At 65.0% G+C, this 15,009-nt stretch carries 13 protein-coding genes; 11 read left to right on the forward strand and 2 right to left on the reverse strand.

What is annotated here, in order from left to right; genetic code table 11:
- The first annotated feature begins 60 nt into the window (after positions 1-60).
- From QYS60_RS23280 to QYS60_RS23315, 8 genes are all read left to right on the forward strand, one after another.
- Positions 61-1,476, forward strand: coding sequence for an aldehyde dehydrogenase family protein (locus QYS60_RS23280; protein WP_371384388.1), 1,416 nt, complete (start codon positions 61-63; stop codon positions 1,474-1,476).
- Positions 1,412-2,713 (forward strand): SRPBCC family protein, encoded by a 1,302-nt coding sequence (locus tag QYS60_RS23285; protein ID WP_371384389.1) that lies wholly within the window; start codon positions 1,412-1,414, stop codon positions 2,711-2,713. Before QYS60_RS23280 ends, QYS60_RS23285 begins: the two co-directional genes overlap by 65 nt.
- Before the next feature lie 232 nt (positions 2,714-2,945).
- Positions 2,946-4,295: an MFS transporter gene (locus tag QYS60_RS23290; RefSeq protein ID WP_371384390.1), complete on the forward strand. Its 1,350-nt coding sequence runs from the start codon at positions 2,946-2,948 to the stop codon at positions 4,293-4,295.
- 310 nt (positions 4,296-4,605) lie between these two features.
- Positions 4,606-4,758, forward strand: a complete 153-nt coding sequence (locus QYS60_RS23295) for a DUF1059 domain-containing protein (protein WP_081608820.1) — start codon at positions 4,606-4,608, stop codon at positions 4,756-4,758.
- Positions 4,759-5,043: 285 nt separating this feature from the next.
- Positions 5,044-5,925 carry an SDR family NAD(P)-dependent oxidoreductase gene (locus QYS60_RS23300; RefSeq protein WP_003939645.1) on the forward strand — a complete coding sequence of 294 codons (882 nt, stop codon included), beginning with the start codon at positions 5,044-5,046 and terminating at the stop codon, positions 5,923-5,925.
- Positions 5,926-5,930: 5 nt separating this feature from the next.
- On the forward strand, positions 5,931-6,188 hold the full coding sequence (locus tag QYS60_RS23305; RefSeq protein ID WP_371384391.1) for a ferredoxin: 258 nt from the start codon (positions 5,931-5,933) through the stop codon (positions 6,186-6,188).
- Between the two features lie 13 nt (positions 6,189-6,201).
- Entirely contained in the window at positions 6,202-7,425 is a 1,224-nt protein-coding gene (locus tag QYS60_RS23310; RefSeq protein ID WP_371384392.1) for a cytochrome P450, read from the forward strand.
- A gap of 126 nt (positions 7,426-7,551) precedes the next feature.
- Positions 7,552-8,757, forward strand: coding sequence for a cytochrome P450 (locus tag QYS60_RS23315; protein WP_371384397.1), 1,206 nt, complete (start codon positions 7,552-7,554; stop codon positions 8,755-8,757).
- A 52-nt stretch (positions 8,758-8,809) separates the two neighbouring features.
- Here the strand turns inward: QYS60_RS23315 and QYS60_RS23320 are convergent, their stop codons facing one another.
- Both QYS60_RS23320 and QYS60_RS23325 read right to left on the reverse strand, forming a co-directional pair.
- Positions 8,810-9,961 (reverse strand): acyl-CoA dehydrogenase family protein, encoded by a 1,152-nt coding sequence (locus QYS60_RS23320; protein WP_003939649.1) that lies wholly within the window; start codon positions 9,959-9,961, stop codon positions 8,810-8,812.
- 51 nt (positions 9,962-10,012) lie between these two features.
- Positions 10,013-11,182 (reverse strand): aromatic ring-hydroxylating dioxygenase subunit alpha, encoded by a 1,170-nt coding sequence (locus QYS60_RS23325; protein WP_371384393.1) that lies wholly within the window; start codon positions 11,180-11,182, stop codon positions 10,013-10,015.
- A 164-nt stretch (positions 11,183-11,346) separates the two neighbouring features.
- Between QYS60_RS23325 and QYS60_RS23330 the strand changes: the two genes are divergently transcribed.
- The 3 genes from QYS60_RS23330 to QYS60_RS23340 all read left to right on the forward strand — a co-directional run bounded on the left by QYS60_RS23330 (position 11,347) and on the right by QYS60_RS23340 (position 14,842).
- Positions 11,347-12,333, forward strand: a complete 987-nt coding sequence (locus QYS60_RS23330) for a GNAT family N-acetyltransferase (RefSeq protein ID WP_371384394.1) — start codon at positions 11,347-11,349, stop codon at positions 12,331-12,333.
- Between the two features lie 168 nt (positions 12,334-12,501).
- Positions 12,502-13,326, forward strand: a complete 825-nt coding sequence (locus tag QYS60_RS23335) for a mycofactocin-coupled SDR family oxidoreductase (RefSeq protein WP_371384395.1) — start codon at positions 12,502-12,504, stop codon at positions 13,324-13,326.
- 19 nt (positions 13,327-13,345) lie between these two features.
- Positions 13,346-14,842 carry an aldehyde dehydrogenase gene (locus tag QYS60_RS23340; RefSeq protein WP_003939653.1) on the forward strand — a complete coding sequence of 499 codons (1,497 nt, stop codon included), beginning with the start codon at positions 13,346-13,348 and terminating at the stop codon, positions 14,840-14,842.
- The last annotated feature ends 167 nt before the right edge of the window (positions 14,843-15,009 follow it).

Here is a 15,009-nt window from a genome sequence, read left to right on the forward strand (position 1 = left end):
CTCGAACGATTCGAAGCACCGGCAGATCCACCAACTCGATGATACGGAGAGAGAGCCCTCGTGACCCTGGACTTGTATGTGGACGGCAGGTGGACTGCGTCCGCGAGCACCGAGCGTATCGACGTCGTCGACCCGACTTCCGAGGAGTGCATCGGGAGCGTCCCCGCCGGAGCCGTCGATGATGTCGATACGGCCGTGGCTGCTGCCCGGCGGGCCTTCGGGCAGTGGTCGCAGACCGCGCCGAGCACACGGGCCGAGTTCGTGTCGCGGCTGGCCGACGAACTGGAGCGGCGACAGGATGAGATCACCGACATCGTCGTCGCGGAGGTCGGCACTCCGCGCAGGGTCGCTCGCTGGGCTCAGGTCGGACTGGGCATCGTCGATCTGCGGGAGGCAGTGGCCGCGGCGAAGGACTTCCCGTGGGAGGAACCGCTCCGCAATTCTCTGATCGTGCGGGAGCCGGTCGGTGTGATCGGGTGTATCACACCCTGGAACTACCCGTTGCACCAGATCACCGCCAAGATCGGCGCTGCGCTCGTGACCGGCTGCACGGTGGTCGTCAAGGCCAGCGAGGTTGCCCCGTTCACCGCCCGCGCTCTGGCAGAAGCGGTCGACGCGGTCGGAATCCCCGCCGGCGTATTCAACCTGGTGCACGGGTACGGCCCGATAGTCGGCGAGGCCGTCGCCGTTCATCCGGACATCGACATGGTCAGCTTCACGGGCTCGAACTCGGTCGGTAAGCGAGTGCTCGAACTGGCCGCCGGGACCGTGAAGCGGGTGTCGGTCGAATTGGGCGGAAAGAGCGCTGCTGTGCTGCTCGACGACCTCAGCGACGAGGAGTTCGCGAAGGCCGTGCCGCACACCGTGCGCGCCTGCTACATGAACGGCGGACAGTCCTGCAATGCGCAGACTCGTCTGATCGTACCGCGCTCCCGCTTGGCCGAGGCGGAGGAGCTTGCCGCGAAGGCGGTCGTGGCATACGCGCCCGGCGATCCCACCGACGGCGACACGAAGCTCGGACCCATGGTGACCGCAGCCCAGCGTGAGCGGGTCCTCGACTACATCCGTGCCGGCGTCGAGGAGGGCGCGAAGCTCGTCGCCGGCTCGGTCGACGCACCGGCCCGTACCGGATTCTTCGTCGAACCGACCGTGTTCTCGGAGGTCGACCCGGACAGCACGATCGCACAGGAGGAGATCTTCGGCCCGGTGCTGTCGATCATCGCGTACGACACGCCCGAGCAGGCGGTCGAGATCGCGAACGGCACGATCTTCGGTATCGCCGGCGCTGTGTGGTCCGGCGACGCCGAGCGCGCGAAGTCGGTTGCGCGCAGACTGCGTGCCACGCAGATCGAGGTCAACGGCGGAAAGTTCAACGGCGCAGCACCCTTCGGCGGATTCAAGCAATCCGGCCATGGACGTGAAGGCGGGGCATTCGGTCTCGAGGAATTCGTCGAAATCAAGAGCTTGCAGCTTTAGCGACGTCTTACCGGGGCCCCTGTGGTCCCGCAAAGGAGTGAGCACGATGGTCTACACCGATCTGCCGTACGACGAGGCGACGAAGGCGGGCTTTGCCCGTGCGATGTTCGAGCACCTCGACAACGGCACCACCGATATGGCGCCCGAAATCCTCGAAGTCGACCCGCGCGTCTACACCGACCCGGAACTCGCGGCCCGCGAGCGCAGAGAACTGTTCGGACATGTGCCGATCATCGCCGCGCACAGCACCGAATTGCCCGGCAACCACGACTTTGCGACCGTCCAACTGCCGAACAACGAGATTGTTCTCGTTCGGCAGACAGATGGTGGGGTTCGCGGTTTCGTGAATACCTGCCGGCATCGAGGCGCCCGGCTCGTTCCCGAGGAGAAGGGCTCGAAGCGCTTCTTCTCGTGCCGCTACCACGGGTGGGCGTACGGCAACGACGGCAGCCTGCGGTCCGTCGCGGACGAGCCGACGTTCGGGAGCGTCGATCGTCGCTGCATGAGCTTGCTGGAGGTTCCGGTCGAGGAGCGGCACGGCTTCGTCTGGGTCGTCGACTCCGCCGCAGGGGATCGCACGATCGACATCGCGGAGTGGCTCGGCCGCGAGTTCGACGAGTCCCTCGCCGCCATGGAGATGGACAAGTACCACTGCCATATCGCCCGGAACTTCGATGTGGACATCAACTGGAAGGTGTTGATGGACGCCTTCCTCGACGGCTACCACATCACCTCGACCCACGCCGGGACCGTGGCGCCGTACTTCTACAACAATGCACAGGCATGGGAGCCGATGGGCAGGCACGGACGAATGGTCACCGCCCGCAAGAGCATCGACACGGTACGCGCTGTGGCGCCCGAGGACGCCCCGATCGATCGGCATATCACCGTGGCACATTTTCTGATGCCCAACATGTCGGTTCTGCGACAACCGGACCATCTGGAAGTGCTCAACTTCGTTCCTGCTCCGGGCACGCCCGTCGGGACTCGGATGCAGATGCGTCTTCTCACCCGGCAGCCCGCCGTGACCGACGAGCAGAAGGCGCGGTGGGACAAGAACTGGAACATTCTGATGGCCGTGCTTCGCGACGAGGACCTCGTCGTCAACGCGGGTCTGCAGAAGGCCGTCACGAACACGGACATCGGACCGCTCCATTTCGGGCGAAACGAGATTGCCAACCAGCACTTTCACCAGTGGATGGCGCGTGCGTTCGAGGATCCGAGGAAGTGGGGCTGAGTCTCGAATTGCCCGCTCCGGACTTGTCGCCATTATCGACAAGGATTAGATTAATGCCCGTGTGATGTACGACGTACCGCGGTGGCATGGGGTATCCCGCAACCCGGCCCCTCGACAGTCGCGACGAGGGTGCAATCGAACGATTCTGTCCGGTGTCGACGCACGTCGACAACCATCACCCGCGCGTTCACCGGCATCGAACCCAGTCCTCCCACAATCCGAAGGAACCAACATGTCCCAGATCTCCCGTCCCGGGAAGGAGAGGACCGTTTCGGGCGCCCGATCCGTGGTCCTCACCTGCTTGGCCATTACCATCCTCGACGGTGTCGACCTCATCATGTTCGGCGCGGTGCTTCCGACGTTGCTGGAAATCGAGCAGTGGGGGATCACCACCGCCTCGGCAGGGTTGATCGGCAGTTTGTCGCTGTTCGGCATGATGGCCGGCGCAATGCTGGCCGGCTACCTCACGGATCTCGTCGGCCGACGACCGATCGTGCTCGCCTGCATTGTGAGCTTCAGCTTGTTCACGGGGTTGTGTGCCGTAGCGCCGACTCTGGAGATCTTCGGCCTCTTCAGGCTGCTTGCCGGCCTCGGCTTCGGCGGAGCCCTCCCCACCCTGATTGCGCTCACCCAGGAATACGTGAAGGTAGAGCGTCGGCAGTTCTACAACGGTGTCATCCAAACCGGCTTTCCTATCGGGGGGTGCGTGGTTGCCGTGGCCGCCATTTTCATGATTCCGACCTTCGGCTGGGAATCGATGTTCGCAGTGGGCGGTCTGCTCGGAGTCGTGTTGTTTGTCATCGCCTACCGAAGCCTGCCCGAATCGATCGCCTTCCTCGTGAGCAAGGGCCGGCACGACGAGGCCCGGGCGTTGACGCAGCGGTACTCGGTCGACGACAGTGCCGAATCCGGCTTGGCCTTGGAGGAGCCGACGACCGCGAATGCCGGTTCCGAATCGGGACTGAAGCTTCTGTTCGCACCTGGCTACAGAATCGCGACGATCATGTTCCCGCTCATCACGTTCTTCGGCCTTCTCGTCTCGTACGGCATGAACACCTGGATTCCTCAGATGCTGAGGGCTTCCGGCTATGATCTCGGGTCTGCGTTGTCGTTCCTGCTCGCCTTCAACATCGGTAGCGGGTTCGGCATGGTGGTCATCACCGGTCTCGCGGATCGGTTGGGATCGCGTCCGGTGATTTCCCTGAGCTTTATCGGTGGAGCCCTCGCAGTGTCCGCCCTCACCCTGCAGCCTGCACAGGCCCTCGTGTTCGGGTTGGTTCTGCTGATCGGCTTCTGTGCGTCCTCCACGACGGGAGTCTACGGATTTGTCGGGATCTTCTACCCGCCCGCCGCGCGTGGCACAGCGCTCGGCCTGGCGGTGGGGCTGGGCCGGTTGGGCGGTGTCTGCGGACCGATTCTCACCGGCATTGTCATGAGCTCGTCACTCGGAGCGGACTGGGCCTACTACGCCTTCGCGTTCGCCGGCGTGGCTGCCGCAGTGCTGGTGTCGCTGGTTCCCCGACGAACCGAGGCAGTGCACCGGACGGATGCGACTGTCGAGAAGACCGCGGAGCCTGCCTGAGCAACTCCCGATATACGAGGGGGCCGAGAGCCGGTGGCGCAGTACATCCGGAAACCGTGGCTGCGCGGCGACCGTCATTGCCGGAGCCCTGACGAGACGGACGACGAGGACGCGAGCATTCGGTCCGGATCGGCCCTGTCGACAGCGGACGACCGGTACCAGGGCTCCGGCGGCTTGCGTAACCTATGTACGTTAGATATCGTGCTGTGACGTCGACCACACCAGACCCGGCGCGCCCCCGGCCTCTCGGTCGCCGAGGGCGGACATCGATGTCACCGATCGCGCGGATGGCGCAGAAGGGCCGACCCCTATGAGAGCGAAGACGAGATTGACCTGCCCGTGCGGGACGGTGGTCACGGGTGTGGACGAGGACGACCTGGTTGTGAAGGCCCGGTCGCACCTCGGCGAATCGCATCCCGGAATGGAGTACTCGCGCGACGAGATTCTCTTCATCGCGTACTAGGAGTCGCCTACCGGCGGTGTCGCGTACCGGCAGTGTCGCGTGCCGGCGGTCCGTCGCGAATCGTCGAGCGAGTGCTCGTCGGCGACATCGCGGCGGTGAGGTGCCGGTTCCCGCGCACGGGTCCTGTCGACACCTCGATCCGGCTCGGTCATTTAACAAAATACGATTGACGTATCACTTCTCATGACTGTAAGATGGATCACACGGAGGCGTGACCCTCGCGGAAAGTCGCCTTCCTCCAGAATCTTCCATCCCTCTGTCACATGTTCGAACTGAGGAGCTTTGATGAAACTCGAAGGTAAGGTCGCGCTGATCACCGGTGCCGGGTCCGGGTTGGGGCGTGAGGCGTCGCAGTTGTTCGCGTCCGAGGGCGCAAAGATCGCGGTGGTCGATATCGATCCGGAGCGTGCGAAGGGCACGGTCGAGTTGGTCGAGCAGCAGGGTGGTTCGGCCATCGCTGTCACCGCGGATGTGCGGGTCGAGCAGCAGGTGGTCGATGCGGTGGCGGCGACGGTGGCGGCGTTCGGCAAGCTCGACATCGCGTGGGCCAATGCCGGGATCGTCTCGCGTGGTGGTGTGCCGTCCGTTGCGGGTGGTGAGCAGGTCGAGTTCCAGGATCTGACGGACGCGGACTGGCAGGACGTCATCGGGGTGAACCTGTCGGGTGTGTTCTACACGGCGAAGGCGGCGGTGCCGGCGTTGCGGGCCAATGGCGGCGGTGTCATCCTGGCGACCTCGTCGGCGGCGTCGTTCGTGGCGTACCACAGCATCGCAGCGTATTCGGCGACGAAGGCCGGCGTGAACGGGATGGTTCGCGGTCTGAGCCTGGATTTGGGCAAGTACGGGATCCGCGTGAATGCGATCGCCCCGACGCACGGAATGTCGCCGAACTTTCTGGCGCCGGCCGGTGCTCCGGTGGTGGGGCAGTCGTACGAGGAGGTCGCCGGCCCGTGGGATCCGAGCGTCTCGCCGATCCCGCTGAAGCTCGATCGTCCGCCGTCACTGACGGACAATGCGCGGGCCGCGTTGTTCCTGGTGTCGGACGAGTCGGCGTACATCTCCGGCGTCACCCTGCCGACGACCGACGGCGGCACCCTGTCTCGTGTGGCGATGATGTTCCCGGAGGACGGGAACAACCCTCCGCCGATGGTCACCGGTGAAGAGTAACGATCATGGCTGCCCACGACACGGGAACCAAGCACGGTACGCGCCGCCTCGTCGTGGATCGGTCGGTGTGTGCGGGACACGGTCTGTGCTACGGCCGTTCTCCCGAGGTCGTCGACTGTGACGATTCCGGTTATCCGGTGATCCTCCAGGACGCACTCGAACTCGCCGGGCACGTCGCGGCGGCCGAGGAGGCCGTCGCGATGTGTCCCGAGCGAGCATTGACTCTCGAAATTTCCGAATCCTCTCGGAACCCATCTGCTTGACGAGGCGGACAGCATGACTGTTACCGACGACCGGTCGACACCTGTGGTCGACTTCGACATCTACGATCCGACACTTGCCTACCCAGTGGACACCGTTCAGGAGAAGGTCGCCGAACTGGCGGCCTGCGGTCCTGTCGTCTATTCGACCGCGCACGGCGGTCACTGGATCGTCACCCGCTACAAGGAAGTCCACGAGGTGCTCCGTAACCCGGAGACCTTCTCGAGCTATCCGAACAATCTCGTCAATGCGGGCGACGGCAAGTTCCTGCCGCTCGAACTCGATCCGCCGGAGCACACCGCCTACCGAGTGGCCTTGCAACCGCTGTTCTCGCCCAATCGGATGAAGGCGCTCACCGGGCAGATCCGCGCAGTGGTCAACGAGCTCATCGACGACTTCGCAGGTGACGGTGAGGCGGAATTCATTTCGGCATTCGCGCACGAGCTGCCCACGCGCGTGTTCCTGGCCCTGATGGACTGGCCGCTCGAGGACGCGCCCATGTTCACCGAGGCCACCGACATCGCACTGATGGGTAAGCCCGGTGCGAGTGAGGAAGAGTCCGCGCAGGCACGCGCCGAAGCCGCGCAACAGATGTTCGGGTACTTCCAGAAGATTGTCGACGAACGCCGCGCCGATCCGGGCGACGACGTCACGTCGACTCTCATCCACACCGAGATCGAACTCGCCGACGGCAAGCGTCTGCTCACGGACGAAGAACTCACCCGCATGTTCTTCCTCCTGCTCATCGCGGGATTGCACACCGTGCAGGGATCGTTGGCGTGGGCGATCATCCATCTGGTCAACCGCCCCGACCAGCGCGCGGCGCTGATCGCCGACGACGGGCTGATTCCCACTGCGGTGGAGGAGATCCTGCGGATCGAAGCCGCGGTCGTCATGGGTCGGCGCGCGACACGCGACGTCGAACTCGGGGGAGCTCGGATCAAGGAGGGCGACCAGCTCATCGTCATGCTGTGTTCGGCCAACCGCGACGCCGACGAGTTCGACGATCCGGACACGCTGGATCTCGAGCGGACCCCCAATCGTCACCTGTCGTTCGGTGCGGGGCCGCACCGATGCCTGGGCTCGCACCTTGCGCGCCTCGAGCTGTCGATTGCTCTCGAAGAACTGCACCGGCGAATCCCCGACTACGAACTGGTCGAATCCGATCCGCCGGTCCTGCATGCCACCCAGGTGCGCGGGTGCCTGCGGCTCCCGATCAAGTTCACTCCGACGTCCTGATCCGCCGAGATCACCGTCCCTTCCGAACGGCGCGTCGATCGCTCACGACCACGTGGATGATCTACGCGCCGTTCGGCTTTCGAAGGGTGTTCAACTTTGACTACTCGTGAAATCGCAGCCGATCTGATGGTGGACTTCGACGTCTACGACCCCACTCTTGCCGCCCCGGTCGACGTCTTCCAAGAGAAGGTCGCCGAACTCCGTGCCCGCGGACCGATCGTCTACTCCCCGCACTACGGAGGGCACTGGATAGTCACACGCTACGCGGACATCTTCCGCATCCTGCGCGATGCCGAGACGTTCTCCAGCTATCCGAACAACCTGGTCGATGCCGGCCAGGGCAAGTTCATCCCGGTCGAGATCGACCCGCCCGAGCACACGCAGTATCGTCAGGCGCTCCAGCCCCTGTTCGGTCCGGCGCGGATGACAGAGCTCGAGCCGAGGATCCGCCAGATCGTCAACCAACTGATCGACGGGTTCGCGGCCTCCGGCCGGTGCGAATTCGTTGCCGAGTTCGCCCACGCGCTGCCGACTCGTGTCTTCCTCAGTCTCATGGGGTGGCCTCTCGACGATGCCGAACAGTTCACGGAGTGGACGGATATCGCCCTCCAGGGGATACCGGGAGCCGGTGAGGAGGAGTCCGCCCGTGCCCGGGCAGAAGCGGCAACGAACGTGTTCGAGTACTTCGGTGCCTTCGTGGATCGGGTGCGTTCCGGGCACGAAGATGCGGAGAGCGTCACCGCGCAGATCATCGATACGCCGATCCGGATGGAGGGAGTCGAGCGGCATCTCACCGACGAGGAACTGCGCCGCATGTTCTTCCTGCTGCTCATCGCAGGACTGCACACGGTACAGGGTTCACTCGCGTGGGCAATGGTGCACCTTGCGAACAACCCGGTGCAACGGCAGGCGCTCATCGACGACAGCAGCCTGGTGCCGGACGCAGTGGAGGAGATCCTCCGCATCGAAGCGGCAGTCAGCATGGGCCGACGGGCCACCCGTGATGTCGAGATCGCCGGCGTCGACATCGAGGCCGGCGATCAACTGTTGCTCCTGCTGTGCTCGGCCAATCGCGACGATGCCGAGTTCGACGATCCGGAGGCGTTCGTGATCGATCGTGGCCCGAACCGGCATCTGTCGTTCGGCGCAGGGCCGCATCGGTGCCTCGGGTCTCATCTTGCCCGTCTCGAGCTCACCGTGGCGATGGAGGAGATACATCGGCGAATCCCCGACTACGCGCTGGTCGACAGTGATCCGCCGCTGATGCACGGCACGTCGGTGCGTGGTTGCGTGCGGCTACCGCTCACGTTCACACCGGAATCGCGAAGCTGAGACGAGGAAGGGGACCCGATCGAATCGGGTCCCCTTCCTCGTGTGCCGGGACTCAGGCCTTCATCAGATCACGATGGATGATCTCCTTCATGATCTCGTTGGTCCCGCCGTAGATCCGCTGGATCCGGGCGTCGATGAACGCCTTCGCAACCGGGTACTCCATCATGTAGCCGTAGCCGCCGTGGAACTGGAGGCCGGCATCGATCACCCGGCCCTGCAACTCGGTGGCCCACAGCTTCGCCTTGGACGCGTCGACCGCGGAGAGCGTGCCCTTGTTGTACTCGCGGACACAGCGGTCGATGTACGCGCGCGAGACCTCGACGGCCGTCTGCAGTTCGGCGAGCGTGAAACCCATACCCTGGAACTCGCCGATGCGCTTGCCGAACGCGGTGCGTTCCTTGACGTAGTCGAGTGTCCAGCTCATGACAGCCTCGGCGGACACCTGCGCGGCGATGCCGATACCGAGCCGCTCGAGTGGAAGGCTCTGCATGAGGTAGCCGAAGCCCTGCCCCAGCTCGCCGAGGATGTTCTCGGCGGGGACGCGGACATCCTCGAAGAACAATTCGGCCGTGTCCTGGGCGTGCAGACCGACCTTGTCGAGCTTGCGGCCGCGAGAGAACCCGGGCGTTCCGTCTTCGACGACGAAGAGGCTAAACCCGCGCGAACCGGCTGCAGGATCGGTCTTGGCGAAGACGATGACGAGGTCGGCCAGGATGCCGCTCGTGATGAACGTCTTGGACCCGTTGAGGACCCAATGGTCGCCTTCGCGCACCGCGGTAGTCGTGATGCCGCGCAGGTCGCTGCCGGCGGCCGGTTCGCTCATCGCGATCGCGCCGATCGTCTCGCCCGTGACGAATCCGGGCAGCCACCGCTGCTTCTGCTCGTCGGTGGCATGGCGGAGCAGGTAGTTGAGGACGATGTCGTCGTTGGTCGAGAAGCCGGACTGCAGCGCAGACGCGCCCACCCGTGCGATCTCGGACTGGATCACGACGCGGAAGCGGTAATCGAGCTCGCCGGGTCCGCCGTACTGCTCAGGGACGCTCAGGCCCAGCAGCCCTTGCCTACCCGCAGCGAGCCAGGTTTCCCGGTCGATGAGCCGATCAGCGTCCCACTTCTCGAGGTTCGGGACGACGTGTTTGTCGACGAAGCTCCGCACGGAGTCGCGAAACAGTTCGTGGTCGTGTTCGAAGAGATCGCTCTCCATGTAATCCTCCTGGTGCGGGGTGCCCGCAGGCGCCCGCTGTGGTGTTCGGTGTCAGTTCTCGCCGACGAGCTTCTGGATCTCGCGGCGGAAGACCTGGTTGGCAACCTCGTTGCGGCCCAGGAGCATGTTGCCGGCGTTCGCGCTGTCCATGGCGACCTGCGAACCACGCAGGATCGGGAAGTCCTCGTTGTGGAGAACCGCGATCAGGATCTCGACGTTCTTGTCCCAGATCCGGTTCCAGCGCTCCTCCGTCATGCCGCTGTCTTCCAGCGTCGGGGCGATGAGACGGATCTCCATGTGGCAGCGCTGCGGATCACTCCGGTGCGGGCGGAAGGTGAGCAGCTGGAAATGGTCGGGTTGCCTGAGCAGGGTGCTGTTGGGACCCACCAGATGGCTCTCCGTCACATGTTCGGCGAGGCTGCGATCGCCGGGATCCTCTTCGATCCACCGGTCGATGGTCTTCCGGAGATTGAGGAACCGGCAGTGATGTCCGAAGTCCTCGAAGGCCATGACGTTGGTATGGATGTGCTTGGCGGCGGTGTTCGGGTGGGCGTACTGGATGTGGTAGCCGTCGAGGAACGCGTCTTGCATCAGCTTCCAGTTGATGGGCTCGTCGAAGCGTTGAACTCTGGTGGTCACCATCTTGTCCATGCCGTACGACCCCATGATCGAGTCCATCTCGGGGCCGAGCCAGTCCGCGACGTCGATGGTGGCGTCGGCGTCGTCGACAACCCAGACGAATCCGTGACGTTCCTCGGTCGGGAGTTGCACGAGGTTCCGTTCGGAACGGTCGGCGTCACCGAACGTGTTGTCGCGGGTGATGGTGCGCAACGTGCCGTCGGTGTCGTAGGACCAGCGATGGTACGGGCAGGAGAACAGGCGGCAACGGCCCTTCTCCTCCTTCTCGACCATCGCGCCGCGGTGACGACACTGGTTCACCAGGGTCTTGACGCTGCCGTCGCGCTGACGGACGACGATGACATTGTTCCGCGGCAACTGGAGCGTGACGAAATCGCCCGCGCGCGGGATCTCGGAGCCGTGGACGATGATCGACGGAACCCGGCCGAAGACACGCTCGCGTTCGAGCTTGGCGATCTCCGGGTCGGTGAACTCGACGGGCTCGAACCACGTGACGTGCTCGAATTCGTCGGTGGTGTCGTTGCGCAGATGGTCGAGTGCGCGGTGAATGCGTTCCTCGCGGGGAATTCCGACCTCTGTCATGGCTGCCCTCCAGGCGGTGGTTCGGATCGATGACGCTAAATCTAACTAAAGTAGGTTTAAGTGTAAACCCCGGAGCGGTTGCGGGTGCCGCTTCGGCCGTTGCGGCCCTATACCGACTGGCATTAGGTTTATGGCGACCGGCCCGCAGATGAGGAGCGAACAGGATGATCTCGTACCAGTGGTGTTCGGAACTGGATTCCAGCGATCGGGACGAGGTGGCGGCTCTTGTCGCGGCGGCCGCCGGGTATGACGAGGACGCCGGGTTCTCGCGGATCCACCCCGGTGATGTGACTTCGACGAGTCGCGACGGTGTCCGTGTCTTCCACCTGCCGATCAAGGCGCGCAAGGATCTGAGCGCGCGCGACGACGCGCCGCTGGTGATCGTGGCGTACCTGCACCTGCAGGTGGACGGCGCAGGGCTGGGCACCGTGCAATTCGTCGTCCATCCGGACTATCGGTCACGCGGGGTGGCCACGATGCTGGTCGAGGAGATCGGCCTCGGCACGACAGCGGACGGCGGCTGGGAGCGCACCGGTGCGGTGGCGCTGCGCTGCTGGGCATACGGCACGCACCCCGCGTCCGAACGTCTCGCACGACGGTTCGGCATCCCGGCGGTCAGCAGGCTGTGGACGTTGTTCCGTCATCTGTCCGGCCCGTTCGCGATCTCCCTCGACCCCGTCGCGGCGCCCGAGGGCATCACGGTGGGCGACCCGCGTCCGCTCGATGATCCGGCGGTGTCGCGGGCGATCGACGAGGTGCTGGACGCGGCGGCGCTCGTACCGGCGCAACGCGAGCGCCTCACCGACGAGATCCGCCGGGATTCCGGCAGTGTGCTGTTCGCAACCGATTCCCGGGGGGCGAAGGCGGGGTTCGTGTGGTTCGATCCGGCGCTGTCCGCCCACCTCGAGTTGGATGCGGCGTCGGTCCGGGCGCTCGTGCTCACGAAGGCCGCCCGCGGGGAGCGCCTCGGGATGGCACTGCTCACGGCGGCACTCGGGGCCCTGCGCGATGCGGGGGCGCAGATCGCCCTGATTCGTATCGATCCGGACGATGCAGGGGCGGTGCGCATGTGCCGGTTGACGGCATTCGAGCAGGAGGACGAACATTCCTGCTTCCAGGTCGGCGAGTGGGCCGAGGCGCCCAGCTTCTGAGTCCGCCCCGGTGAGACGAGTGACGAATCTTGTCCGACGTTGACCTAAAGGGTTTAGGCGACTACCTTCTGTGGTGCGCCTCACACATAGAGGTCCCAACTTCACTACGTTCCCACGCGCGGGCGCTCGCCCGCCGGAGTCGGGGCGTGCAATCCGAGGAGAACACTCATGGGTCGACTCGAAGGCAAGGTCGCTTTCATCACCGGTGCGGCGCGAGGCCAGGGACGCTCGCACGCCGTCCGGCTCGCCGAAGAGGGGGCCTCCGTCGTCGCGATGGACATCTGCGGCCAGATCCCCACGGTCTTCTATCCGATGGCGACCAGCGACGACCTCGCCGAGACCGAGCGGCAGGTCAAGGAGGCCGGAGGCTCGATCGTCACGTCCATCGGCGACGTCCGCAACATCGAGGATGTCCAGCGGGCCTACGACGCGGGCATCGCACAGTTCGGGAAGGTCGACATCGTGCTGCCGAACGCCGGCATCATGCCGGTGATCGGCCCCGGTGAACAGCGCCAGGCATGGCACGACGCGATCGACACCATGCTCACCGGTGTATGGCACGTGCTCGAGGTGACGGTGCCGCACCTCGTCGAACGAGGGGAGGGCGGGTCGATCATCATCACGAGTTCTGCGGCCGGCCTGACGAGCATCGGGCTGAACACCTTCCCCGGCCAGGTCGGGTACAGCGCCGCGAAGCACGGTGTCGTCGGCCTCATGCGGATCTACGCGAAACAGCTTGCCCCGCAAAGCATTCGGGTGAATACGGTGCATCCGACCGGCGTGAACACGCCGATGGTGGCGAACGCGGAGTACGGCGAGTTCGTCAACTCCCATCCCGAGGTTGCCGCCGACGAGTCGTACAAGAACCCGATGCCGGTCGAACTGATCGAGGCCGTCGACATCAGCAACGCGATCGTCTACCTCGCCTCCGACGAGGCTCGATACGTCACCGGTGTCACGTTCCCGGTCGACGCCGGCTACAACATCCGCTGAAGCGAAGGAGCTTGCACATATGACCACCACCGAAGCCTCGACAGGTACCGCCCCGTCGATTGCCGACCGCGAACAGGTTTTCATCGGCGGCCGCTGGGTCGATTCGACCGGCGGCGAATGGGTCGACGTCGTCGACTCGTTCACCGAGGAGAAGGTCGCGCGGGTGCGCACCGCCACGGCCGAGGACGTCGCCAAAGCGGTTGCTGCAGCGCGTGAATCGTTCGACAAGGGTGAGTGGGCGTCGCGCACCATGGCAGAGCGCGCCGATGTCGTCGACGCCATCGCCGACCGCCTCGAACGGCGGGTGGACGAGCTCACCCCGATCGGGGTCGTCGAGGTCGGCGTGCCTGTGAGCGTCAGCCGGCCGACCCAGGAGATGGTCGGCGGGTTGTTCCGTGCGGTCGCCGCGGTGGCCCGCACGTTCGAGACCACCGAGGAGCGTCCGCGCGCAGCGGGCGGTGTCTCGCGCATCGTGAAGGAACCGACGGGAGTCGTTGCCGCGATCATCCCCTGGAACGGCCCGGTGGGGACGATCGCGTTCAAGCTCGCCCCGGCGCTGGCCGCGGGTTGCTCGGTCGTGCTCAAGACCGCGCCGGAGGCACCGCTCTCGCCTTCGGTGTTCGCGGACATCATCGCCGAGTTGGTCGCGGAGGGCCGCATTCCCGAGGGTGTCGTCAGCGTGCTGTGCGCCGACCGCGAGGTGTCGGAGACGCTCGTGACCAACCCCGACGTCGACCACATCACCTTCACCGGCAGCACCGCGGCGGGCCGGCGCATCATGTCGCTGGCCGGTGAGCGCATCGCACGGGTCTCGCTCGAACTCGGCGGCAAGTCCGCGGCGATCATCCTCGACGACGCCGACATCGACCACGTGGTGCAGACGCTCCCCATGGGGGGCTGCATGCAATCCGGTCAGGCGTGCATCGCCCTCTCGCGCGTGCTCGTCTCCCGCAAGCGTCACGACGAGGTGCTCGAAGTCCTGAAGGCCGCGTACGGCGCGCTGCCGATCGGCAACCCGTGGGAGCCGACCAATTTCCTCGGCCCGCTCGCGTCGAAGCGTCAACAGGACCGCGTCCTGGGATACATCGACGTCGCGAAGGAGGACGGCGCGAAGATCGTGCTCGGCGGTGGTCGTCCGGAAGGATTCGACAAGGGCTTCTTCGTCGCCCCGACACTGCTCGACAACGTCGACCCCGACTCCCGGATCGCCCAGGAGGAGGTTTTCGGGCCGGTCATCTCGGTGATCACCTACGAAGACGAAGAGGACGCCATCGCGATCGCCAACAATTCGATGTACGGGCTGTCGGGGGCGGTGTACACCCAGGACATCGACCACGGCTTCGAGGTTGCGCGCCGCATCCGTACCGGCACCATCAGCGTGAATACCGCGACGATGGACTTCACCCTGCCGTTCGGCGGTTACAAGCAGTCCGGGATGGGGCGTGAAGGCGGCATCGAAGGCCTCGAGGAGTTCTTCGAGATCAAGACCGTCCACTTGCCGGCTCCGGCACAGTAGGAGCGACGACGGCGCCCCCGCGGATTCGATCCGCGGGGGCGCCGTCGTCGTGGGGTGGTCGTTCGACCGCCGTGCAGGGTCAGTGCGCCGACACGCTCAGTTCGCTCTTGTCTGCGACCTCTACCTCGGCGTTACGCACCACGCCGTAGAGGAAGCTGCGGATCATC

Source organism: Rhodococcus sp. GXMU-t2271 (assembly GCF_041414735.1).
Lineage (GTDB): Bacteria > Actinomycetota > Actinomycetes > Mycobacteriales > Mycobacteriaceae > Rhodococcus > Rhodococcus indonesiensis.